This is a genomic window from Bradyrhizobium sp. 44 (assembly GCF_023073095.1).
In the GTDB taxonomy this organism is placed as follows: domain Bacteria; phylum Pseudomonadota; class Alphaproteobacteria; order Rhizobiales; family Xanthobacteraceae; genus Bradyrhizobium.
The window spans coordinates 1-22,814 of the sequence record NZ_JADPIY010000009.1; the positions used below are offsets into that span (position 1 = coordinate 1).

Annotated in this window: 21 protein-coding genes and 1 pseudogene; 7 read left to right on the plus strand and 15 right to left on the minus strand. The window is 58.3% G+C overall.

Annotated features, from left to right (window positions below):
- Positions 1 to 106 precede the first annotated feature (106 nt).
- Positions 107 to 487: pseudogene (locus tag IVB41_RS08025) on the plus strand (IS5 family transposase); the annotation flags it as partial.
- A 5-nt stretch (positions 488 to 492) separates the two neighbouring features.
- Positions 493 to 1,485, plus strand: a complete 993-nt coding sequence (locus IVB41_RS08030) for an HD-GYP domain-containing protein (RefSeq protein WP_247429160.1) — start codon at positions 493 to 495, stop codon at positions 1,483 to 1,485.
- A 213-nt stretch (positions 1,486 to 1,698) separates the two neighbouring features.
- Here the strand turns inward: IVB41_RS08030 and IVB41_RS08035 are convergent, their stop codons facing one another.
- From IVB41_RS08035 to IVB41_RS08055, 5 genes are all read right to left on the minus strand, one after another.
- Positions 1,699 to 2,817, minus strand: coding sequence for a response regulator (locus IVB41_RS08035; protein WP_247429163.1), 1,119 nt, complete (start codon positions 2,815 to 2,817; stop codon positions 1,699 to 1,701).
- Positions 2,814 to 3,389 carry a chemotaxis protein CheB gene (locus IVB41_RS08040; RefSeq protein WP_247429166.1) on the minus strand — a complete coding sequence of 192 codons (576 nt, stop codon included), beginning with the start codon at positions 3,387 to 3,389 and terminating at the stop codon, positions 2,814 to 2,816. The genes IVB41_RS08035 and IVB41_RS08040 overlap by 4 nt, the downstream gene beginning before the upstream one ends.
- A complete protein-coding gene (locus IVB41_RS08045) occupies positions 3,389 to 4,228 on the minus strand; it encodes a CheR family methyltransferase (protein WP_247429169.1) in 840 nt (279 codons plus the stop codon). The genes IVB41_RS08040 and IVB41_RS08045 overlap by 1 nt, the downstream gene beginning before the upstream one ends.
- Positions 4,225 to 7,653: a response regulator gene (locus tag IVB41_RS08050; protein ID WP_247429172.1), complete on the minus strand. Its 3,429-nt coding sequence runs from the start codon at positions 7,651 to 7,653 to the stop codon at positions 4,225 to 4,227. Before IVB41_RS08050 ends, IVB41_RS08045 begins: the two co-directional genes overlap by 4 nt.
- A gap of 512 nt (positions 7,654 to 8,165) precedes the next feature.
- Positions 8,166 to 8,897: a Crp/Fnr family transcriptional regulator gene (locus IVB41_RS08055; RefSeq protein WP_247429175.1), complete on the minus strand. Its 732-nt coding sequence runs from the start codon at positions 8,895 to 8,897 to the stop codon at positions 8,166 to 8,168.
- Between the two features lie 426 nt (positions 8,898 to 9,323).
- Between IVB41_RS08055 and IVB41_RS08060 the strand changes: the two genes are divergently transcribed.
- The 4 genes from IVB41_RS08060 to IVB41_RS08075 all read left to right on the plus strand — a co-directional run bounded on the left by IVB41_RS08060 (position 9,324) and on the right by IVB41_RS08075 (position 12,266).
- The gene (locus tag IVB41_RS08060; protein WP_247429178.1) at positions 9,324 to 9,785 is read left to right on the plus strand and encodes a Crp/Fnr family transcriptional regulator; all 462 of its coding nucleotides are present in this window, start codon (positions 9,324 to 9,326) and stop codon (positions 9,783 to 9,785) included.
- The gene (locus IVB41_RS08065; RefSeq protein WP_247429181.1) at positions 9,782 to 10,021 is read left to right on the plus strand and encodes a hypothetical protein; all 240 of its coding nucleotides are present in this window, start codon (positions 9,782 to 9,784) and stop codon (positions 10,019 to 10,021) included. Before IVB41_RS08060 ends, IVB41_RS08065 begins: the two co-directional genes overlap by 4 nt.
- A gap of 725 nt (positions 10,022 to 10,746) precedes the next feature.
- Entirely contained in the window at positions 10,747 to 11,085 is a 339-nt protein-coding gene (locus IVB41_RS08070) for an erythromycin esterase family protein (protein WP_247430159.1), read from the plus strand.
- A 440-nt stretch (positions 11,086 to 11,525) separates the two neighbouring features.
- Positions 11,526 to 12,266, plus strand: coding sequence for a Crp/Fnr family transcriptional regulator (locus IVB41_RS08075; protein WP_247429184.1), 741 nt, complete (start codon positions 11,526 to 11,528; stop codon positions 12,264 to 12,266).
- 508 nt (positions 12,267 to 12,774) lie between these two features.
- Here IVB41_RS08075 and IVB41_RS08080 read toward each other — a convergent pair.
- The 9 genes from IVB41_RS08080 to arr form a co-directional block, all read right to left on the minus strand.
- Entirely contained in the window at positions 12,775 to 13,941 is a 1,167-nt protein-coding gene (locus IVB41_RS08080) for a sensor histidine kinase (protein WP_247429187.1), read from the minus strand.
- A gap of 220 nt (positions 13,942 to 14,161) precedes the next feature.
- Positions 14,162 to 16,363, minus strand: a complete 2,202-nt coding sequence (locus tag IVB41_RS08085) for a PAS domain S-box protein (protein ID WP_247429191.1) — start codon at positions 16,361 to 16,363, stop codon at positions 14,162 to 14,164.
- 616 nt (positions 16,364 to 16,979) lie between these two features.
- Entirely contained in the window at positions 16,980 to 17,180 is a 201-nt protein-coding gene (locus tag IVB41_RS08090; RefSeq protein WP_247429195.1) for a hypothetical protein, read from the minus strand.
- Between the two features lie 149 nt (positions 17,181 to 17,329).
- On the minus strand, positions 17,330 to 17,614 hold the full coding sequence (locus tag IVB41_RS08095) for a hypothetical protein (protein ID WP_247429198.1): 285 nt from the start codon (positions 17,612 to 17,614) through the stop codon (positions 17,330 to 17,332).
- A gap of 233 nt (positions 17,615 to 17,847) precedes the next feature.
- Entirely contained in the window at positions 17,848 to 19,008 is a 1,161-nt protein-coding gene (locus IVB41_RS08100) for a PAS domain-containing sensor histidine kinase (protein ID WP_247429201.1), read from the minus strand.
- Positions 19,009 to 19,797: an alpha/beta fold hydrolase gene (locus IVB41_RS08105; protein ID WP_247429205.1), complete on the minus strand. Its 789-nt coding sequence runs from the start codon at positions 19,795 to 19,797 to the stop codon at positions 19,009 to 19,011.
- A gap of 91 nt (positions 19,798 to 19,888) precedes the next feature.
- Positions 19,889 to 20,290, minus strand: a complete 402-nt coding sequence (locus IVB41_RS08110) for a response regulator (protein ID WP_247429209.1) — start codon at positions 20,288 to 20,290, stop codon at positions 19,889 to 19,891.
- A gap of 249 nt (positions 20,291 to 20,539) precedes the next feature.
- Positions 20,540 to 21,259, minus strand: coding sequence for a DJ-1/PfpI family protein (locus IVB41_RS08115; RefSeq protein ID WP_247429212.1), 720 nt, complete (start codon positions 21,257 to 21,259; stop codon positions 20,540 to 20,542).
- 116 nt (positions 21,260 to 21,375) lie between these two features.
- On the minus strand, positions 21,376 to 21,774 hold the full coding sequence (gene arr / locus IVB41_RS08120) for an NAD(+)--rifampin ADP-ribosyltransferase (RefSeq protein ID WP_247429215.1): 399 nt from the start codon (positions 21,772 to 21,774) through the stop codon (positions 21,376 to 21,378).
- Between the two features lie 143 nt (positions 21,775 to 21,917).
- Between arr and IVB41_RS08125 the strand changes: the two genes are divergently transcribed.
- Complete coding sequence (locus IVB41_RS08125) at positions 21,918 to 22,148, plus strand: hypothetical protein (RefSeq protein WP_085357349.1); 231 nt, start codon at positions 21,918 to 21,920, stop codon at positions 22,146 to 22,148.
- Between the two features lie 16 nt (positions 22,149 to 22,164).
- Here IVB41_RS08125 and IVB41_RS08130 read toward each other — a convergent pair whose 3' ends face one another.
- Complete coding sequence (locus IVB41_RS08130; protein ID WP_085357348.1) at positions 22,165 to 22,596, minus strand: nuclear transport factor 2 family protein; 432 nt, start codon at positions 22,594 to 22,596, stop codon at positions 22,165 to 22,167.
- Positions 22,597 to 22,814: the final 218 nt, after the last annotated feature.

A 22,814-nucleotide genomic window follows, 5' to 3' on the forward strand; every position in this document is an offset into this window, starting at 1 on the left:
ACCCGCATCGTCAACGATCACCCGAATAGCCAGATCGACGAACTGCTACCCTGGGCCTATCTCGCTACCCCAGAACGCTGGCGCGTGGCCTGAGAACATCGCTTACGATACAAACGGCCTACCGGTCCGAGTTGCGCTGACGCCTGGAGAAGCCCACGACAACCGGCTTGCTGGAAAACTCTTGTCTCGCATGAAGCCTGGATCGATGCTGCTGGCGGACCGTGGCTACGATGCCGATTGGATTAGAGAACTTGCGATCAAGAAAGGCGCTTGGGCCAACATCCCGCCGAAAAGCAATCGCAGCGAACCGATCTGCTTCAGTCCCTACCTGTATCGCGCTCGCAATCGAGTTGAGCGGTTCTTCAACAGGATCAAGCAATGTCGTCGGGTAGCGACGCGCTACGACAAACTTGCCGCCAATTACCTTGCCTTCGTCCAACTAGCGTCAATCAGGCTATGGCTCGGCGCTAATGAGTCCACGTCCTAGGCAAATTGCTTGAGCATAAGCACGTCGAATGCGAACTTCTAAGCGAACTCGATCTGGTTGGCAAAAGCTTCGACGTGATAGTCATTGATGCCGATTTACGAGTCCCGAAAAACATTCTCGATCTGAAAGCGCTCTCAAACCGCCTTTCCCACATTCCTATCCGTATCTTCCTAGTCGACCGAGGCACACGGCTCTGTCAAGTGCAGGCATTGGCGCTTGGCGCAACGCACGTCTTGTTCAAGCCTGTCGAGCCAGCACTCTTGCTTTGGCATCTCTCCCCCGGCCAGTCGGCGCGACCTTTAACCGATCAATCTCATGCCTGGCCAGCGGACCCAGCGTCTCAGGGCGCTGCCAGCATCGCCTCGATGTTCTCGGCTGTTCTTAGTGGAGGGCCTATCGATCTTCGGAACGTCAGGCAAGCCGGGGAAGCGATTGCCCAAAGCGTTGCTGAACACGGGCTTGCCGATTGGCTCAACACAGTTCGTCGCCACCACGAGGGTACTTACCAGCACTGTCTGCTGGTCACGGGCATCGCCGTCGACTTTGGCTTAAGCCTAGGCATGAAACCGCTTGACATTGAACGTCTACATACGGCTGCGATGTTCCACGATATCGGGAAAGCGCGCGTTCCATTAGCGATCTTAGACAAGCCAGGCAAACTCGATGACTCGGAGCGTGCATTGATCGAGACACACCCGGAAGTGGGATACGAGGCGCTTAAAAGCACAAGACATATCACGCCCGAAATTCTCGATGCGGTTCGCCACCACCACGAATATCTTGATGGCAGCGGCTATCCGGATGGTCTGTGCGGAGATAGCATTGCCGATATCGTGAGGATGCTGACAATTTCCGACATCTTTGCTGCACTCATCGAGCAGCGGGCTTACAAGCGGCCAATGCCGCGTGACAATGCATACGATGTTCTCCGCTCGATGAAGGGCAGGTTAGAGAAACCATTGGTCGACGCTTTTCGTCCGGTCGCGCTCCATCGTTAGCTCGACTTCTCATAGTTCGAATCATCTACTATGGTGGAGCCCTTAATCTGCTGCCCGAGAGGAGCCTTTCTCTTCCGTGTCGTGACTCGGCGGGCGCAGGTCGGCGATCAACCGTTCCATTGATACTTCGTTTTCCGGCGCCCATCGCGATAGCGGACGAGGCGATTGATCTCCTGGATGGTGAAGCCGCACCGCATCCGCCTTCCGTCCTGATCATGTCGCAAGGTTCGCCAGGGGAATCTCGAGAAACAAAGAGAGCCCGTTATTCCTCCAATTCCGAGAGATGTGCCCGCCCAACCCGTTGAGAGCGGCTTTCTCGAGGACTGTTCCAAACCCTTCGCGCGACGCGACCTCGGCCATCGGCGTAGCCCCGCTTTCCTCCCATTTCAACCGAAACAGCTCTTGCGTTGCCTCAATCGCAATGATGAGTCGGCCATCTGGGAAACACAGAGCGCCATACTTCGCCGCATTCGTCGTAAGTTCGTGAAGTAGCAGCGCAAGAGATGTCAATGCGTTACCTGAAAGCGGAGCGTCCGATCCACTGATGGCGATACGAGACGCTTGCTCATCCTCGTGAGGAGCCAAGATCGCACTGAGCAACGCTCTGACGGAAGTGGCGGCTTTAGCTGTACCGCCACTGCTCAGATCCGGCAGGGTCAAATCATGCGCACGAGACAGTGCTAGCAGTCTGGACCGGAGATCCATCGCAAGCTCTTCGACTGTTGTGGCCGATTGTGCGCTTAGAGCAATCAATCCTGCAGTGACGCTGAAAAGATTCTTGATACGATGATTGATCTCCTTCAGCAGCACGTCTTGCTGCGCACGGGCATTCTTCTGCAGGCTGATGTCGTGCGTGAGGCTTATAAGGGATTCATCTTTGCGACGGCCCGCTTCTTCGAGAGCTCGAGCTTGAAGTTTGATTTCGTCCCTCTGTGCGGCGATCTGTTGCCACTGGCGATAAAGCTGGAAGAACACCTCCGCTTTAGAGCGCAGAATATCGGTCTCAATCGGCTTCTGAATGAAGTCGACGGCACCAGCTTCATAGCCATGGAACCGGCGTTGACCGTCGGCGCTGCCGGCTGTCACAAAAATGATTGGAATTCGGCGGGTGCGCTCATTTCCACGCATCAGCTCAGCCAACTCAAAGCCGTTCATGCCAGGCATCTGCACATCAATCAGCGCTAATGCGAAATCATGCTCGAGCAGGAGCTCAAGCGCTTGATCCGCCGAGCGCGCCTTCACTAGAATGAGGCCATCACGCTGAAGGAGCGCGCCTAGCGAAAGCAGATTCTCCTCCAGATCGTCGACCAACAAGAACTTCACGGGGCTCACGTTGAAACTCCCACTTCTCGCAAATAAGCTGCAATCGCATCGAGGGTCATGACCCGCGCACTTGGGGTGAGTTCAAGCGCGCTTCTCGGCATCGTCGAAGCGAACGCGCTCTCCGGGTTCTGAACGATGGCAATGCCGTCAACTGCAACAACCGCGCACATTCCCTTGGCGCCATCCGAGTTTGCGCCGGTAAGAACAATGGCAATCAAGGCGGATCCATACGCATCGGCTGCACTTTCGAACAGGACGTCGATTGAAGGCCTTGAAAAGAGGACGGGCTCGTCGCTGGAGAGAGCTAGAGTTTTATCCGGCTCGACCAGGAGATGGTAGTCTGGTGGCGCGAGGTACACAGTCCCTCCACTGACCGGCTCCTTGTCCTCGGCTTCACGAACGGAAATCCGGCACTTTTGCTGAAGGAGTTCGGCTAGAACGCTTCGCCTGTCGGGCGGCAGGTGTACCACCACCATCAAGGGTAGACTGAACTCGGCAGGCAGTGCCATGAGCAGAACGGATAACGCTTCAAGGGCGCCCGCTGACGCTCCAATGACTATGGCATCGGATTTCTCCTCCATTATTCCCGCCGCCTCTGATAGATTTTTTCCTCGCGCACAAAGTCTGTGAAGGCTCCGGAATGCTTCGAGAAGCGAAGGCTTTCCTTGGCGCCAAGTCCGAGAAAGCCTTTTCGCGCCAGCGAGTCCTTAAAGAGGCCAAGGGCACGATCCTGCAAATCTCGATCGAAATATATCAAAACATTCCGACAGGAGATCAGTTGCACCTCAGCAAAAGCGGAGTCGGTCACCAAGCTATGGTCAGAGAAGACGACCCTTTGACGCAGATTCTTGTCGAAGGAGGCCCTACCGTATGCCGCCTGATAGTAATCGGACAATGAAGAGTGGCCGCCTGATTTCCGGTGGTTTTCAGTGAAGAGCTGAATGCGGTCGAGTCCGAAGATTCCCGCCTCTGCGGCATGCAATGCATCTTCGTTGATGTCCGTGGCATAAAATAGCGTACGCTCCAAGAGCCCTTCTTCGCAAAAGAGAATGGCGAACGAATATAACTCTTCCCCGTTACTGCAGCCCGCAATCCAAACCTTCAGCGACGGATAAGTGCGAAGGTGCGGGATCACATTTTCCCGAATGGCTCGGAAATAACTTGGATCGCGAAACATTTCGCTGACTTGAACCGTGAGATAGCCGAGAATGCGTGGCAACATCAATGGTTCGTGCAAGAGGCTTTCTTGCATTGCGGAGAATGTTTTGAAGCCGAGCTGCTCACGAGCCTGCTTGAGGCGTCGCTTGATTGAAGCCATCGCATAATTTCGAAAATCGTAGTGATACTTGAAATACAGGGCATCGAGAAGGAGCCTGATCTCGATATCTTCAATCTTCTCGGGAATTGGACTACTGCTCACCGCGGCATCCAAACACGCACGAGAGAGAGGAGCTTCTCGACGTCAAGCGGTTTGGCCATGTAGTCGTTGGCACCGGCGTCGATGCAGCGCTGCTGATCGTCAGGCATCGCTTTCGCTGTCAAAGCAATGATCGGAAGCTTCCTCCAATCCGGGTTGCTGCGGATTTCCTTCGTTGCCGCCAGCCCATCCATGACCGGCATCATTACGTCCATCAAAACGAGGTCGATTGCCGAACCGGGTTGTTTCGCAGCTTTATTGAGCGCCTCTATGGCCTCTCGACCGTTCCGCGCGATATCGATGGTCGCACCACGAGGTTCGAGTATGTTCGTCAGCGCATAGACGTTCCGGACGTCGTCTTCGACCACGAGAATACGCCTACCCTCAAGCATCGCATCGCGACTCCTCGCCTGACGGATCATCTTCTGCTGCTCGTCCGGCAGGTTTGACACCACCTGGTGCAGAAATAGGCTAACCTCATCGATTAACCGCTCGGGAGACTTCGCGCCCTTTATGATGATCGACTTGGAGTAGCGACGCAGCCGCTGTTCATCGTCAGCTGTGAGTTCGCGGCCCGTATAGACGATCACCGGTGGAAAAGAGTAAGCGCTCTCACTGCTCAATGTTTCGAGAAGGGAATAGCCTGAGGCGTCAGGCAGTGAAAGATCCAGAACCATACAGTCAAAGGTCTCTTCCTTAAGAAGCCGCAAGCAGTCGGCTGCAGTGCCTGCTGTGACGGTTTCGACATTATGGGAGGTAAGTAACTTGGCGACTGCGTCGCGTTGTACCGCGTCGTCTTCAACGATGAGAATGCGATGCACTCGCTGCGAAAGCTTGGCCTCAAGCTTTTGTAGAACGTCGATCAAGTCCTCCCGCCTAACCGGCTTGCCAAGAAACCCGACAGCACCAAGCGTAAGAGCAGTTTCAGCGTGGTCGGCTGCAGAGACAACGTGAATCGGGATGTGCCGCATCTGTTCGTCCCGCTTCAAACGATCGAGGACGGCAAGACCAGATTGATCGGGGAGGCCGACATCGAGAACGACAGCACTAGGCTTGTACAGCCTAGCCATTTCCAGCGCCTCTTCCGCGGTGTCGCTGACCAGGCATCTAAACCCACTTTCGCGAGACAGGTCACGTAGAATGGCGGCGAATGTCTCATCGTCCTCAATCACCAACAGGACCTTCTTGCCGTCGGAAGGCGCGTCCCGATCGTCAGCAACTTTGCTGCTACGCCTTGGTGCCCTGGTTGGTTCGGCGGGAGTAACAACAGCTGCAAGCGTGTTGTGTGGCGGGGCGTCGCGCGGCGCGACCCGTGCAGGATCGTAGGTCTGGGGAATTGTTATCGAGAACGTGCTACCCTGTCCTTGCTGGCTCTTAAGGTGAATGGAGCCGCCCAACAAGCGGACGAGCTGCCTCGAGATGGATAGGCCAAGACCCGTCCCGCCGAATCTCCGGCTGATTGTGCCGTCGGCTTGGTGGAACGCCTCGAACACGCTTTCCTGCTGCTCCTCGGCAATCCCAATCCCAGTATCCGACACCGTGAAAACGATATTGCCGTCACCGGCTGGTCGTATTACGACGCCCACGCGGCCAGACTCAGTGAACTTGAAAGCATTTGACAGCAGATTCTTGAGCACCTGCTCAAGCCGCTGGCCATCCGTCTCGATGCTCGCGGGGCTTCCCGGCGCGACTTCCAGTACGAAATCCAATTTCTTCTGCTTAGCCACCGGCTCAAATATCTTTCGAATATTATTGGTCAGACGATCCACCGCAATGGTGTCAGGCCGGATTTGCACATGGCCTGCCTCGATTTTTGAAAGATCCAGAATATCGTTGATTAGGCTCAGCAGATCATTCCCAGAGGATTGGATGGTCTCCGCATACTTGACCTGCTCATCGGTCAAGTTTCCCTCTCGGTTGTCGGCCAGCAGTTTCGCAAGGATCAGCGAAGAATTGAGGGGCGTTCGCAGCTCATGAGACATGTTGGCAAGAAAGTCCGACTTGTATCGGCTCGCCTGCTCCAGCTCTCGAGCCTTCAAATGAACGGAAGCGTTTGCTCGCTCTAGATCGTTGCGCTGCATCTCGAGTTGCTGCGTCTGCTCCTCAAGTTGTGAATTTGTCTGCTCAAGTTCAACCTGCTGCTGTTCGAGCCGTGACTGAGACTCTTTCAAAGCACGGCTCTGCTCCTCCAATTCTTCGTTCGAAACGCGCAGCTCTTCGCTTTGCGTCTGTAGCTCCTCGGATTGACGCTGCGTTTCCTCGAGAAGGCTCTGTAATTCGGCACGATAATTTGCAGAGCGGACAGCTATCGCGACCGCAGTGGAGGCTTGCTCCAGGAGAGCAAGAGCGCTCTCGTCGACAGGGCGCAGAAAGCCGAGCTCGATCACTGAGTTCACAACTCCGTCGTTCATTCCAGGAAAGACGACGAGATAGCTTGGCTTGGCCCGACCCAGAGCGGAACCGAATGAGAGATAGCCATCGGGGATCTCGCCGATCAACACAGTTCGACCCTCGGCAGCAGCTTGGCCGAGTAAACCCTCTCTTAGCTTAAACTGCGTGGTAATGACCGCGTCCTCCGGGACTGCATATGTCGCCGTACGCCGGAAAATTTCGCCAGATCCGACGAACACGGCGCCGGCTACCGCGCCGAGATAGCCAGCGAGGTAATCTAGGATGCTGTTACCAAGATGGCCGACTGGTTGATCCCCCATGATCGCCCTGGCCAATCCCATTAGACCGGATTGCAACCATTCCTCGCGACGCCGAGCAAGCGTCGCTCTGCGAACTAAGAAGGCTATCATGCCCGTCAGGAGAATGCCGAGGAGCCCGGACAGGAGACCGCTGACAAGGGCCGTATTTTGAGCAGCCGTCATTTCTGTGCGGCGGGCCGCGCGCAGTCTCGCTTCTTCTCCGGCCATGCCCGCGATTTGAGCTCGGATCGCGTCCATCTCGATCTTGCCCCGATTGGAGTTCACGGCTGCTATCGCCGCTTCAAGGCTTTGGGCGCGCCTAAGGTCGATGGCTCTCTTGAGCTCTATGAGTTTCGCATCGACATGAGCTTTGAGAGATATGAGCCTTTGCTTCTGGGCGGGATCATCGATGACCAATGCGCGGACTTCATCCAGCTTCGTCGGAATTGCCGTCAGAGCCGAGTTATAGGGAACAAGATAATCTTCGTTGTTGGTGATGATAAATCCGCGTTGGCCCGTTTCCGCGTCTTGCATGCCTATTAGCAACTCATCGAGCGCGATGATTGCCCTGTGCGACTGAGTGATTTTTTGATTGCCCTCTCGCAACGCTTCGAGGTTGAAGGAGGCAACGGCTCCGCTGATCAGGAAGAAGAGCACAGCGCCCGTCAGGCTTATTGCAACCAGGGGATCGAGACCTAACCTCACCCTGTCAATGTTCGGGGCGGACGCCTTCTTCATGATTTGTCTCAGCAGGACGGACCGGAATGGTAAGACTTCTATCGCGTAAAAGACTGGTTCGCTAGCGAAACGCCGGCTAGTGGCTACGAGCTCACCCGCTTTCTCGACGGCTTTCGCCGGTCCTATCTTGCAAAAACTTTCCGCTCATGGCGCGGGATAGTTCGTCCGCGAGGCAGCCGGGGCCGATATAGCTCGGGCTGGTCGGAAAATGCAATGGCGCGACGGAGTGATCGTGAGGCTTGCTGGTGACCCCGTCATCAAGGCGCGCTCGGATCGGCCTCCATGATTAAGCCTTTCATGATTTGGCGCTTCGTGACGGGCGAAATAGTTGATGCATTTGCGGGGTGCAGGCCACGAACCATTTACAGCGACGACCCGGTAGGCCCCCGTTTACAGACTAAGCCGCCAGGTTCACTGGTACGCAAGCTGATCCATGTCGCACAGATGCCCCTCGCTTGCCTGACGCCTACTGTTGCCGAGGCACTTTCTCTCGAATTGCCTTCGTCAGTCGTTCAATGGGGGCGCTTGTCTAGATGGAGATAATTGGGGTCGAACTCGGCGAACTCCTCCAGACGCAGGCGGTCCAGGATGGTCAGCCGTTTGCTCGTCAAGGTGAGAAACTTGTCCTCACGTAGGTGCTGCAATGTCCGGTTCACGTGCACGGTGGATAGGCCCAAGGTGTCGCCGAGCTCGTCCTGAGTCGCCGGAAGATCGAAGCTATCGCGGGTCGCCGCCCCGACACTCAAGAGCCGCAGATTAAGTTCGCAAAATAGATGTGCCATGCGCCGATCGGCCGTTCGCCGGCCGAGCCCGACCAGCCACTCCCGCAAGATCGCTTCGTCGACGAGAGTAGCCCACCATAACGCGCGGCAGATGGTGCCGCCCGCCAACGTAAGTTCTTCGATGATGTCGCGTGGGATGAATGCCATCTGGCAAGGCGATAGCGTGCCGATCGTATGATCCATCTCGCCCAGTATCGAGATATGCAGGTCGCACATGTCGCCCGGCACCAGCCAGGCCAGGATCTGACGATCACCGCCGGGCAGGACTTTGTAGCGGCACGCGAAGCCCGAAAGGACCAGGTGAACGTGGTCTGGCCTGTCGCCCTCCTTGATGACGTCTTCGTGGGACCCGATCGCTTTTGTCTGGAAGGTGAGCTGGCTAAGCTTTTGACGATCCTCAGCCGATAGCTCCGCCCCGATTTCGAGCTTGCGGATGAATGGTTCCAATGTCGATGAACCCATTGTTCCTCCTCGGAGTGCGTAAACCAGCTTATGTTAGGGCGCCCATTCGGCAAATTTCTGCTACCGACTGATCACAGGCGCCGAACAGTTCGCGGCGCAAAGCATACTGCGCGCCTGCGGATGGGAGCCACACTTTGAATGACCTTACCAACCTCGGCCCGGAGCACAAACACTGCTCCGAAGCTGCGCAGCATTGCGCCTCTAACGGGACTTGAGATCAGGTCCGTGTTGAGCCTGCCGCTGAGGGTCAGGCAGGTCACGCGGATCACGATGTCGCGTCAGAAGGGGACTGGCCCATCAGAATGCTGCCTGGTTATCCAAGGTTTGCTCTGCCGCTACTAGTTCACGGCCGAGGGGCGTCGGCAGATCTTCTCATTCCATTTTCCGGGCGACATTCCAGACCTCCAAAGCCTCCAGCTAAAGGTCATGGACCATTACCTTGGCGCGCTGACCGATGCGCGGTTGGCGTTCATTCCGCACGAAGCGCTGCAACACCTGATGCAAATGTGTCCGCGGGTGGCCAAGGTGTTCTGGCGCAATACGCTGATCGATGCCGCCGTGTTTCGCGAATGGATTCTGGGCATGGGCCGTCGGTCGGCCGCTACCCGCATCGCTCACGTTCTCTACGAGATATTCGTGCGCCTTCGAGCGGTGGATCCCGCGGACGAACGAGAATGCGAGTCGCCGGTGACCCAGGCTGAAATCGACGATGCGCCTGGGCTTTCGACCGTTCACGTCAATCGATCACTCCAGGAACTTCGAGGTGCAGATCTCATTAGCCTCAGCGGAGGGGTGCTTGCCGTGTTGAACTGGTCGGGCCTCAGAGAGGCCGGAGAGTTTGACCCGAAACACCTGCATCTCGACCCGACCGAAGCGGACAAACCGTGAGCCTCAAACTGCAGCCAGTGCGCGTCGCGAACGGTTACGACGAGGAGGGCTTTCTCGCCTTCGTGGATGACCGACTCGCTGCAGTGCTGGTACGCCTCTCTGAGCAACATGGTGAGCTCGCTGGTCGTTGGTTCATCGAAACCGCTTTTGGCCCGCTTGGCGCACCGAATCACCCTACTTTCCCGGATCTTGCAGAGGCAGAGAAGTACATCGCATCGCGCTGGAGACCTTCATAAGATTGGGATTGATGGAGTCACGCATATTCGAGAGCATGAGTCGTACGGCACCTTCTGATTGCGCCGCGGCTCTCCTGGCTCAGCACGTGCAGCCGCGTGGAACATCTCAGACGGCACGATCCGGGATGCTGCATTTGTGAGCTGGGACGGACGATACGACTGGGCGAGCGAGTCTTTCGCATTGCGTGAACTTCTCGAGCTGCATGTCCGACAGGGTTGTTCGCTCTCATCTCTTGACAGTTCGGTTGCGTAATCGCGACGTATCCGATTTGGGCTTTACTTTACTTGGCTTAGCTGGGATCTGGCTGCCGTTCGTCTCACGAAACGGAAAGCTCGACGACAACGTCTCTCCTGGCGCAGTGATTGCAAAATGATCTCGCTGGCCTCAAGATCATGACCGAATCCGCGTGCCGGAAAATTTGCACGTCGGCCCCAACGCCTTGATCTCGCACTCGAAGCTATCGAGACATGCGTATTTCCCTCATTACGACTGAAAGGCCTTGTCGTGTCCTTGCCGCAGGTTTTCGCAGGCCGGCATGGCTCTTCCCCGGTTCGAGGACCGGATTGCCTCCGTCATTCCGGCGTTGGGTCTACCGCCTCGCTCCAAGGATGCGAAGCACGGGCGGTGCCATTTATGTTGGTGAGAGCGCCATGTTGCAGGACGCGACGCATCTAGACACCGGTACGGTAGCCGCCCTTCAGATTGGGACGGCGAGATGGAACTCATGCAAGTTCGGCCCCCGCGGCCGGACAGCTACGAGCGGCAGTTTCACAACGCCGGTGTAGTGCGTGGCCTACTCGAATTCCATCGAACGAGAGCCTTCGGCACCGTTTACTCGAGCCGAGGCTTGAGCTCTTCATCGGCTTATCTATCGGCCGAACACCGAACTGCAAAGCCGCTGTGCTCAAGACTTCGCTGCCCCAGCGGTTCGATGCGTTTGTGGATCGATGAGACGCACGCGGTCAGCCCGTTAAGCTTGGAGCATCGCCGCGCCGACATCCCAGGCACTATCCGTTCAGACTGCGATAGTAGTGTCACAAGCCAGCAGATGTTATCGAAATGACTGAATATCGCGCTTACAATCTGGAATTCGGAAGGCAAGGTCGAAAGCGTCGAAGATGCCATCGCCTGTACTACCAGGCGAACTTTGGAGCGGGGAACGGCTGGTGCGGCGGCTGCTGCCCTCGGAACGCGAACAGGCGGTCACTCACGAAGTCCATGAGGGCCGGATGTTGCCGAAACAGAAGATGAAGAGCCCCTTGAGCTTGGCTCTGCTTGGTTCAATCACGGCAACGAATGCAGGACATCGGGCCTGCAATTCTGCTGACTCGAATGCGAGGCAACCTGCCTGACCGCCTCGATGGAGTTCGGAGGGCGACACAATTTACTGGATAAGCGCAAGATATTATGCCGTAATCAGGGATCACCGATCTGGCTCTATCCGTGGGCGTCGGTGGCTGAGAGATGCGTCGCGCTCCCGCCTGCAAACGGGGGAGCACACGCTTGCCACACCGCAAACTCATTGCACGTCTGCAAGCAGTCATGTCTCTTGCTGAGCCAGAGCAAGCCAAGCTCGCGCACATGCCGCACACCGTGACTTCCCTCGCTCATGGGGAATATGCGGTTCGCCAAGGCGACAGGCCGGGCCGCTGTTTGGTCGTGATCAGTGGTTTTTTGTCGCGCCAACGGGTCATCGGAGACCGTAATCAAATTTCGTCGTTCTATGTGGCGGGCGACATGCCCGACGTACATACGCTGCAATTGCCGCTGGTAGATCATGACCTTTGCAGCGTTGGCGGCTCCAAGATCGCCTTTGTGCCGCATTCCTATCTGAGGGAGCTCATGAAAGACTCACCCGCTTTCATTCAGGCGTTCTGGCGAGAGACGTTGATTCACGCGGCCATCTATCGCGAATGGGTCGAAAATTTGGGATCACGGCAGGCCCTGGGCAGGGTCGCTCATCTTCTTTGCGAGTTCGCCACTCGATTGCAGCTCGTGGGGCTGCTCGACAACGACTGCTTCCGACTTCCCTTAACGCAACAGAACGTCGCCGACGCGTGCGGGCTTTCGATAGTGCACGTGAACCGGACCCTCCAAGAGCTCAGGAAAGGAGGAATGATCGAGTGGCAGCATCAACACTTTCAGTTGCTCAACCGGGAAAAGCTGGAAGATGTGGCGGACTTCGACCCAGGCTATCTTCATGCCTTGGTCACGCCACCCGCGGCCATTGACAAGGACTCCTAGGCCAAACCGGCTTTTGAGGACCCGCCATCGGTTCGGATTGGGTGCGTAGCGGCATTTCACCTCGATTGTCGTGAAACTGGATCGCAGCACTAAGACTCACGCTCAAGAGCCGCTTGAGTTGAATGAAGCGAGGCTTCGCAACAGGCAGTTTAGTGCTCTGAGCTCTCTGCGATTAAAGCAATTCTACCATCGGCACGCTATTCACATGAGTTTAGTGCGACCATTTCTGTTTTCGCCATCATCGGCCTACTTGCTTGAACGGCCAGCAGCCCCGGCAGTTTTCTCCTCTAGAAGTCCCTCAGGCGCCGGAGCCTTTTTTGCTCAGGCGGACGTGGCCCCTACGACGAGACGCGAACCCGGCGACAGACCATCTAGCGCGACGTCTCGCCGTTGCAGCGCTTGGAGCTAGCTCCTTGCAGCCACACAGAGATCTAAGTCAGCAGATCTGAAGCCAACGGCCATCGCTGGAGCTACATCGCAGATAGCCAATCAAATGGCTCGCAATGGATTAGGTTATCAACGGGAATCTAAGCGAGGTGACCGTGCCGGAATCAGAGCTTGCTTGCTCAACTAACCCGCCAATCTGTTTTGCCAGAGAGTTGATGAGCTTTAAGCCAGACCCATGCTCGTTGATGTCACGAATACCCCTCCCGTTGTCCGCCACTGTCAGGCGCGCTTCGCCATAGCCAATTCCTCCGACCAAGCTCACGCTGATCCTCCCCCCGCTCGGTCCGAACGCATGCTTAATGCTATTCATCGCGATCTCATTCAGAACCAGCCCGACCGGCAATGCCCTATCGATGCTCAGTTCTAGCTCGTCACATTGCACATCGACGTCGACGCCGTCAGCCTGTTGACGTATCGCGCCGCACAGAGCCCTGATGTAGTCAGATAGTTTGACGATACGGCCGTCTTGTCGAGGTGCGAGCTGATCATGGGCAATAGCAATTGCACTGATGCGGCTTGCGACGTAGTCGAGCGCCTGATGAACATCTTCCGCAGGGCGTCGACGTTTCTGATTGGAGATCGCGGCGATAACCAGTTGAAAATTATTCTTGACGCGATGTTGCATTTCGCGAAGCAGAATTTCGCGACTTTGCGCTTCCGCAGCAGCGGCTATCAAGCGCTCTCTTTCGTCCGGTTCTGCATTGTGGTGCCGTACTGCTGCACTTATCATCGCGGCCGCAGCTATGAGAAAATCGGTGGTGTCCTCACTGAAGTCGCGCAGGGTAGTGCTGTCCACCTCCAATACACCCCACGCCGCACCCTCAATCAGAATCGGTACGTTGGTGAGAGAGACGATGCCGTGCTCCTTCAAACACTCGGAATAGTCGTATTCCTCCTGCTCAGCCACGTTCTTGATGGTCACGGGCTCTGCCGTCTGGAACGCCCGTCCCGGGGGCGAACGCAGGTCGACCGAAAAGGTGGCGCTACCAACCAGTCCGTCCTTCCATCCAGTTCCCGCAAGAGCAAGAAGGTCGGCCTCGCGCGGTCGATAGCAAAGGACCTTAACGTGGGATATCTCCACGGCACGCGCGACCTGGACAACGACCTGATCAAGGAACCGGCTTAGGTCGGCGCGCGCGCTAAGCCGGCCGATTTCGACCAGGATTCGGATATGGTGCCGAAGCTTGTCCAGCAATTCGCTTTCGGCGGGATCGGACGGATTTTCCATTGCTGTTTAACTCTGGACCTAGTGCCCAGTGCCAATGCGCACGTGAGGAACCGGCGCACGCGCGCCGAGTTCTGGCCGATCGGGCTTGCGGTATTGCCCGGGTTTTGGTCGCCGGTAGGAAGGTAGATCTGTCGGGATTGACGCGCCGCTCGGGCTGTCCTGGAGCCGTTACTGCCGGTAGATGCAGTGATTGACCTGCTGCTCGCTGCGGCGGAGTGCGTCAGCCCGAGCTGTCCAGCACATCGCGCACCTTGGTGGCCAGATCGCTGAAGCTGAATGGCTTGACGATCAACTGCACGCCCTTATCGAGCCTGCCATGGTGAATGATGGCGTTGCGCGCGTATCCGGTTGTAAAGAGCACTTTGAGCGCGGGCCGCAGCGTTTTTGCCTGAGCCGCGACTTGTGCGCCGGTCAGGCCGCCGGGCAGAATGACATCCGTGAACAGGAGGTCGACCCGAGGCTGGCGCTCGAGCAGCCTCAGGGCAGATGGACCGTCATGGGCCTCGATGACGCGGTAGCCGAGCTCGCGGAGGCTGTCGACCGAATAGGCCCTGACCTCGTCGTCGTCCTCCAGAACGAGGACCGTCTCTTCTTTGGCGGCTTCAGGAGCGGGATCGGAGTCGAGGTGTTCCTGGCCGGCGGTCTCGGCCGCGAGCCGCGGCAGATAAAGCTTTACGGTCGTGCCATGTCCGACCTCCGAATAAATGTTGACGTGTCCGCCCGACTGCTTGACGAAGCCATAAACCTGGCTCAGCCCCAGGCCCGTGCCTTTGCCAACGGCTTTTGTGGTGAAGAAGGGCTCGAACGCCTGCGCTACGGTCTTCGAGTCCATGCCGACTCCGGTGTCGGTTACGGCAATTGCAACGTACTGGCCGGAAACGACCTCGGTGTGCGAGGCGACATATGCCTCGTCGATGTGCGCGTTGCTGGTTTCGATAGTGAGCCGTCCGCCCTTGGACATCGCGTCGCGTGCATTCACCGAAAGGTTGATGATTGCTGCTTCCAATTCCGCGGGATCGGCTTCGACGCGCCACAGCCCGGCACCCAGCACGGTCTCCACTGAAATCGTTTCCCCCAAGGTCCGATGGACCATCTCAGACAATCCGTGGACGAGCGCATTCACATCGAGCGGCTTGGGATCGAGCGGTTGACGACGCGAAAACGCGAGAAGCCGCTGGGTCAAGGTAGCGGCGCGCTGCGCGCCGGCCATCGCGTTCTTCGCGGCACGTTGGAGCCGGGCGAACTCGGCCGGCAGATTGCGCTGCAAGGTTTCGAGATTTCCGATGATGATCTGCAGCAGATTGTTGAAATCGTGCGCCACGCCGCCCGTCAGTTGGCCCACGGCCTCCATCTTCTGCGACTGTCGCAGGGCCTCCTCATTCTTGCGCAGCTGTTCGGTCCGCTCCGTCACTTGCCGTTCCAGAGTGGCGTTGAGTTCGACCAGCGCCTCTTGCGCCCGCTTCCGCTCCTCGATTTCTCGGTGCATGGCTTGCGAGAGGCGGACGTTGTCGATGGCGACTGCTGCTTCGGCGGCAAGCCCGGACAGACCCCGCTCGGAGCGTTCGTTGAACACGCCGGTTCGGGCGTGCCCGAAAAAAAGACCACCGAGCACTTCACCCGTCCGGGATATGACGGAGACGGCGAGATAGCTTCGGACCGGCAGGTGACCTTCAGGCATCCCTTTGCCGGGCGAGTTCTTACCGTAGCGCGGATCCTTTGTGATATCGTCAGAACGAACAATGCCCTGCCCCAGGAAGGTCGGTGCGAACACCTCCGTATTTCGCGGCATGGGGAATTTCGAGAATGCCTCTATCGGCGCTCCGGACAGGGTATAGAGCATGTAGCTCTCGCCGGCGCTGTTGATGACGTTGTAGAAGAAGGCGCCGAATTCTGCGCGCGTCAGTTCGACGCCGGCGTCAGTAACGATTTGGACCAGGCGCTGGATGTCGGTCTCGGCGGCCAGAGCCGAACCGGCGCGATTGAGGACTTCGAGTGCGTGGCGTTCTTCCCGGATGGCTTCTTCGGCGCCGCGTTGCGCCGTGCGGTCCCTCAAGATTTTGATGAATCCTACAACCTCGGATTTGTCTCGGATGGGACTGAGCTCACCGACGGCCCAGAATCGGGAGGCATCCTTACGAAGACGCCAGCCCTCTTCGCCGCCGCCCTTGCCCTTTGTCATCGCGTCGAAGATTTCGCGGCTAAGCTGGCCCTCTTGGTCCTCCTCCGCAAAGACGCGGCTCAAGGACTGGCCGATCATCTCCGCTTCCGCCCATCCGAGGATGTTGCAAGCGCCAATGTTCCAACTCGTCACCCGGCCACGCAGGTCGGTGGTGATGATGGCGGTGTCGGTCGCGCCGTTGACGATTTGCCTCCACTGCCATGCGGCAATTTCCGGCTTTCGAGGTTCGCTATCTCGCGTCATGAGCCTCCCAGCGGGCCATAGTCTTCTGGCGCCGACATGTCGGTATCGCCGCAGGTCGAAGGATTGCCCCCTCGTCATTGGGAACACCCTAAAGGGTTCGAGTTCCCTCGCAGATTACAGTGATACCTCCATTTGAGTCCAGAAGGACCCATGTGTCCTGCAGCGGGGTGTTCGCTACCGGCACAGCGCAACGTTGGCGAGCCTCGTCATGACCCAGGAGATTTTTCCCGCGGAGATGGCGCTTTGTCATTGAGGCGCCTCGTCGAGAGCCCTTTACCCGTTGAACTCTCTCGAGCCGCGCAGCTCGCGGCAGGTACTGAAAAGGGCCGGGAGGCTTGGCCCGCCATGATCGAGCGACGAGCCGGAAAGGAGGTCTAAGGCTTTGCTGCTGGCTGGGTGACGTTATCGATTAGTGTTTCTCTGCTGCTCGAAGATCCCCCAAGCGCGTCGATTTGGGTGCTCGCCGCCTCGCATCCTTCAAGAAGCTGCAGTTCACAGCTCTCGATTTTGTCCAAGGCCTCAGCCTCACCATCCCCGTCCTTGGGGGCGCGCCTTTCATCAAACTCGAAGAAGAACCTCGGCATGAGCGTCAAACGCCGGGTGCCGTTGGCCGTTCCTAGTTCTTCTTGGCGCCCGGAAAGATGCCGAGGACCTCGCCTTCTGCATCGCGAACGGTGACAGTTCGTCCAGTCGCATCAGCCATCCGCTTGGCAACGTCGCACGCAGCTTCCGCGTTTTCCAGATCGAGAGCGACCACCGACAGCTTTGTTGCGCCAGCTCCTATGACGGCAATATTGAAAGGTTTGTTGTAGGCCACGGCGCAGCTCCTGCGGTTGGCGGGTAGCGCGATCGTCGGTACTGCACTCTGATTTAAGGATTCGGCGCTTTGTACACAAGTGCACACGGAACTTTGGTTGCGCACGACTGGGAGAAAGCAGGCGCACGGATTGTCTTGGGCCGCGTGCGTCACCACCCGTAGAAGTTCTTGGCGATGTTCAGCGTCTCAAGTTCACTCGTCTCCAAGGCAATCTTTTGTACCAGCATCACGTCTCCTTCGACGAGTTCGCCGGCGGGTACAAAGCACCGTCCCATTCCCAGCCGACCGGAGGCATCGACCTCGCGGATATTGGCCGACGTGCCACGACGGATGCGATAGCGCGTACCCGTGTCGGACCCGACCACTTCGAAATAGCCATCCCGATCGAACTGTGCGCGCTGCTGCGCAGTGAGCCAGCTGCGGAGCAGGCGCACGCCCTTTTTCCGCCTCTCCTCCAGACAGCTTCGGTAGAAGGTTTGGCAAGCCCGACGCCGGAAGAGGCTGAGGTGATGGAAATTGACCAAATCACTCTCGTTCATCTGGAGGGTGGACGAAACCCAGTGAGAGATGCCGAGAAGCCAGCCCGTGTTCCTATGCACGAGGCCCGCCGGTTGCCGCCGTAGAATTCGTTCGCATCGACGGCCCACCGCGCCGGAGGCCGCTGGTCTCAGCGAGTGGAATGCGGCCGGAGGGATCCATCGCCTTCGAGGGGCATCCGCAAGGTGAACTTGGTTTCTGTGTCGGTCGAGTCGACTTCGATTGAACCTCCGTGCGCCTTCGCTATTTCAGACGCGATGTACAGACCAAGTCCCAACCCTTGAGAAGGGCCGTGCGCCTTTCCTCGGTAGAACGGCTGAAACAGGCGCGTCCGAGCCTCCTCCGGAATAGCCGCACCTCCATTGGCCACCGAGAGCTCGAACATTTCTGCTTTGGCGGTAGCTTCGACCCGCACTGGTTGATCGGGCGCGCCGTGGCTGATTGCGTTACCGAGCAGGTTCGAGAACAATTGCGCGATACGGGCCGGATCGCAGAAGACCGGTGTCTCGACCTCGAAGCTGGCTTCGATGCGGCGCTCCGGATGAGCCGCCGTCAATTCGGCGACGACCTGGTCTAGCACGGGTTCAATCGCCGTAATTGACTTGGACAGCGAGATGCCTCCGCCAAGGCGGCCTCGTGCCAAGTCCATGACGCTCTCGATCATCTTGGCCATTCGGCCGACGCTGCTCTGCATCATGGACTCGAGCCGAAGCGCGTCTTCCGAAGTCTTGGCCTTGAGCATCAGCCGTGCGCCGGCCGCAATCGATGCGAGCGGATTGCGCAGGTCGTGGCCGAGCACGGCGATGAACTGCTCACGCAGTTCCGCATTTGCACGCTCCTGCTGAAGGCGCTCCTCCAGCACGGTCTTGAGCTCGTCGCTTTCCTTGCGGGCGTCGATCAGCCCACGCTCGTAGCGGCGCCGGTCCGCCGCGCGCATGATCGTCAGGCGGGTGAACAGAAGCGCGTCCGTGTCCGTCCGCCGCTCGCGGGCGTTGGCGATGGCCGGCAGCCGAGCCCCGGTCTTTGTGAGGAGATCGAGCGCGAATTCGTCGAAGAAGCCCTGCATCCGGAGTAGCGGCGCGACATGGGTCTCGAGGAATATGCGTCCCGCCATGTTGAGCAAGTCGCTCAGCCGCATCCCGGGAAGGTCATCGGGCTGGTAGCCCATCCAGCCCGCAAGGGTCCGATTGGCCCGATCGATACGGCCGTCCGGACGAACCGAGAGGTACCCGCAAGGCGCGTTTTCGTAGAGGTCTTCGAAATCACTGTCAGCGGGATAATTGTTGTTCACTCAGACGAATTCTCGGATTGCGGCGACGACTTCTTCGGGCGCGCTCAGATTGGGACAATGGCCGGTCGCCTTCAGCACGACCATTTTGCTGTTCGAAATGTTGCGCTGGACGTACGCACCCACCTGTTGTCCGGCGATAATGTCTTCGCTGCACTGGAGGATCAGTGTGCGCGCTTTGACCTTGGCCAGGTCGGCGCGGTTGTCGGAGAGGAAGGTGACCCGGGCAAATTCCTTGGCGATGGCGGGGTCAGTACGGCAGAAGCTGTTGGTTAGTTCCTCGCCAAGTTCGGGACGGTCGGGGTTGCCCATGATGGCAGGCGCCATCTGCGCCGACCACCCCATGTGGTTCTCCTCCAAAAACGAAAGAAGCTCCTCGATCTGCTGGGCGCTGAAGCCGCCGACATAGTCGCCATCGTCGATGTAGCGCGCCGAGGGGCCGACAAGGATAAGGCTCTCGAACAATGTCGGATCCTTGATCGCAGCGAGAACTCCGATCATGGCGCTGACGGAATGTCCCACGAAGACCGCGCCCTTCAGCCCGAGTGCTTGGCTAATCTCGACGACGTCGTCGGCATAACCGGACAATTTCGAATACTTGTGGCGGTCGTACGCGGTGAGGTCCGAGCGGCCCGCTCCGACGTGATCGAACAGCACCGTGCTGAATTCGTCTTCGAACGGCGGGGCCACGAAGCGCCACATGTTCTGGTCGCACCCGAACCCATGAGCGAACATCATGGCACGCTCGCCGCGGCCGCGGACCTGCACGTTGTTTCGAAACTCGACAGACACTTGGTACCCCTGAACGCGAGACAGTTCTTATCGTTTCGAGAAGCCTAGGGTGAACTGAACCCGGATGCATCCCTTTTCCGGCGCCCGGCAGCTATGACGTTCGGATGAGAAGATCCGACAAAGCCTGGACCAATTGGGCCGGCGCGAACGGCTTAGGCAGGAGAATGCTGCCGGGCACGCCATTGGAGGCCCATCGGTGGGCGCTATCGCCGGAGACGTACAGGATCCCGCAGCTTGGGTCGTTCTCGCGTGCGAGGCGAGCCAGCCCCCATCCGTCCATCCTGGCGCGGCCGAGATTAATGTCCGTGACCACAGCTCGCGGAAGCGGCGTTCTGATGAGCAAACGGGCGGCCTCTTCGCCCGATGCGGCGCTAACAACCCCGTAACCGGCCTCGATCAAGGTCTCTTCCAGCATCTCACGGAGGAGAGCTTCATCCTCAACCAGAAGAATGGTGGATTTTTTTGCGGCGTTGTGGGAGTTGCTCCGGTGCATTCTCTCGCATCTCCTGTCAAAATGGCATCCGCACCCCGATGACGCCGGTCACCGGCCTCAACGTAGAACAGGATCAAGCGTTCACTTTTTCTCGCCGGGTCGCGCTCAGCCGGGAAACAGCAAAATGTTGGCGCAGACTTCGCTGATGGTGCCAGCCGCAGTCAACTCGCCATTCGTTCGGCCAGAGACGCACCTAACGGAGGGCGATCTTCCGTAAGGTAACCGCCGGGCGCCCAACGGGTCCCGGTGCTATTGCCCCGTGCGGACGAGGTCAAGGAAGCGATTCCAGGCGATCTTGGGAACGAGCCGCCGCTGGTCTGCGGGCATACTGTCGTCCATCATCTTGTTGGCCAGGCGCTGCACCTCTTTGGAGGCCTTGCTGATGTGACCGGCATCAAAAGGCGGATGCCGATCGTATTCAATCACCAGTTGGATGGCCTCGGCCCGCTCACGGCCCGCAATTTCGCCGGCCAGCCAGAGCGCCAGGTCGATGCCAGCCGACACGCCCGCCGCCGTGACGACTTTCCCAGAGCGGACGACGCGCTCATCGGGCCTGGGCTTCGCACCCATGATCCGCAGCACGCCCATCTTGTACCAGTGCGTCGTCGCCGGCTGCCCTTTCAGGATTCCTGCCGCACCAAGGATCAAAGCTCCCGTGCAGACCGAAGCTGTCCACACCGAGGTTCGGTGCACCTTCCGCAGCCAATCGAGGACCTCGTCGTCGACCATCTGACTGGGGGTGGTCGAGCCTCCGGGAACAATGACCACGTCGGGGCAGATCGTCTCCGAAATTGAGTGGGTGGCTCCAAGCAGAAGGCCGCCGCCTTCCGCGACGACGGGCCCGACTTCCTTGCCTATGAACCGCACCTGCGCGCCCGGGATGCGCCACAGCACTTCCCAGGGCCCGACCGCATCGAGCGCCGTCACACCCTGATAGAGCAGGATTGCGATCTCAACAGAAGCTGCCATTCAAAATCTCCTTCAAGGATCCGACGCTGGCCGGGGACATCCTCAAACGGGGCAAGTCAAGCCAGGCTGTTCTCCGTTGCGAACGCGAAGCCGAGGGCTACGATCTCTATCGAAGATCAGTCGATCGCCTCCACGCCTTCCTCCTTCAGCCGCTGGATGTGGTCCTTCATCTCCTTCAGCCGCTCGGCGGAATGTCCGGTCCATTGGCTGACCTCGCTGATAACGCGGAGTGGCTCGCGCGACCGGTAGGATTGCGTGGGGTTTCCAGGGAATTTCCTGTCGGTCAAGTTGGGATCATCCACGATCTTCCCGGTCGGCTCGACGATGTAGATCCTCTCCGCGCCGTCGCCGTGTGCCAGCTCTGCGCCCCAAATGGCTGCTTCCAAAGTACCCGTGAGATAGACCCAGGATGCCTGCGCCCGCCTTCCGTAATTGGAGCGAAAACCGGCAGCGATCAGGTCCCCCGGCTTCAAGTCGGCCCGGGTGCCGTGGTAGAAGGGTCTCGTTCCGCTCATTGAAAAAACCTCGAAAATGATCCTGGGCTCGCGCGCTCAGCGACAGCGCCTGGCGTAAGGTTACGAGACGAAAAGAGTTAAATTTTGGCCGGTCAGTGCTTACAGTTCGGTCGAGCTGAACCGCCGAATCAGAAGAGCTGAGAATGCAATATCGAGCCTGCATCGTTGATGCGAATGGTCGCGAGAACTCCCGCACGTTCGCCTGCGCCAACGACGAGGACGCCATCGTCTGGGCGAGGCAGATGCTGCACGGCAATTCCGTCGAGCTCTGGTGCGGTGAGCGACTGGTGAAGCGTTTGCCGGTTTCAGAGGACAGCCGCGCCGTAACGCATGAGGTGCATGAAGGTCGAATGGTGCCAAAAGCAAAAGAATGAGCTACCTGCGACGCCGCTATGGCGCCGCGATGCTAACCGTCTCCTCAATGATCCTCATTTCGTCGCCATCGCCGGCCAGGATTGCGCTGTAGTAGCCGCGGAAAGGCTGATCGCCCACTTTGGCCTGCCATTCTCCGACATTCAGTATGAACGATCCTTCTGTGCGAGATACGACGCGCCTGACGGAGTAGTCGTGCAGTCCTATCTTTAGGGCTTCTTGAAAACTGCGCCGTATGGCATCGCGACCCTGGAAAATTCCGCTAGGAGTAACTCTGATTGCATCCTCGGCGAATGCTGCCGCCATTGCGTCAACGTCGCCTCGGTTGTACGCGGACGCGAAATTCTTCTGAAAATTGGCGCTCGCACTCTCGGCGGATAGCTTCTCTTGGGCACCAAGTGACGGGGATACAGAGAGCATGAAGGCGACCGTGAACAAGGTTCTCAGCATCGATAGCTCCCTGCTGCGTGGTTGCCGGTCAGACCGAGTTGCGGTGTCCTTGGCCCGTTGCTTTTCGCCGCAGCGACTCCTGCGGCCCCGCATAAGCATTTTCCTTCTGACCCGCAACAGCCTTCCCCGGCTTCTTGGCCGGCTTAGCAGCCTTCGCCGCCGCCTCCTCCTGCCCATGCTCCGGCGCAACGCTCCCATGATGTCGGTCGCGGCTGGCT

Excerpts from the sequence above, each read along its gene's own strand:
- IVB41_RS08040 (WP_247429166.1), bottom strand. The coding sequence starts at position 3,389 with ATGGAGGAGAAATCCGATGCCATAGTCATTGGAGCGTCAGCGGGCGCC.
- IVB41_RS08050 (WP_247429172.1), bottom strand. The coding sequence starts at position 7,653 with ATGAAGAAGGCGTCCGCCCCGAACATTGACAGGGTGAGGTTAGGTCTC.
- IVB41_RS08055 (WP_247429175.1), bottom strand. The coding sequence starts at position 8,897 with ATGGGTTCATCGACATTGGAACCATTCATCCGCAAGCTCGAAATCGGG.
- IVB41_RS08060 (WP_247429178.1), top strand. The coding sequence starts at position 9,324 with ATGGACCATTACCTTGGCGCGCTGACCGATGCGCGGTTGGCGTTCATT.
- IVB41_RS08070 (WP_247430159.1), top strand. The coding sequence starts at position 10,747 with ATGCAAGTTCGGCCCCCGCGGCCGGACAGCTACGAGCGGCAGTTTCAC.
- IVB41_RS08080 (WP_247429187.1), bottom strand. The coding sequence starts at position 13,941 with ATGGAAAATCCGTCCGATCCCGCCGAAAGCGAATTGCTGGACAAGCTT.
- IVB41_RS08085 (WP_247429191.1), bottom strand. The coding sequence starts at position 16,363 with ATGACGCGAGATAGCGAACCTCGAAAGCCGGAAATTGCCGCATGGCAG.
- IVB41_RS08110 (WP_247429209.1), bottom strand. The coding sequence starts at position 20,290 with ATGCACCGGAGCAACTCCCACAACGCCGCAAAAAAATCCACCATTCTT.
- IVB41_RS08115 (WP_247429212.1), bottom strand. The coding sequence starts at position 21,259 with ATGGCAGCTTCTGTTGAGATCGCAATCCTGCTCTATCAGGGTGTGACG.
- arr (WP_247429215.1), bottom strand. The coding sequence starts at position 21,774 with ATGAGCGGAACGAGACCCTTCTACCACGGCACCCGGGCCGACTTGAAG.
- IVB41_RS08125 (WP_085357349.1), top strand. The coding sequence starts at position 21,918 with ATGCAATATCGAGCCTGCATCGTTGATGCGAATGGTCGCGAGAACTCC.
- IVB41_RS08130 (WP_085357348.1), bottom strand. The coding sequence starts at position 22,596 with ATGCTGAGAACCTTGTTCACGGTCGCCTTCATGCTCTCTGTATCCCCG.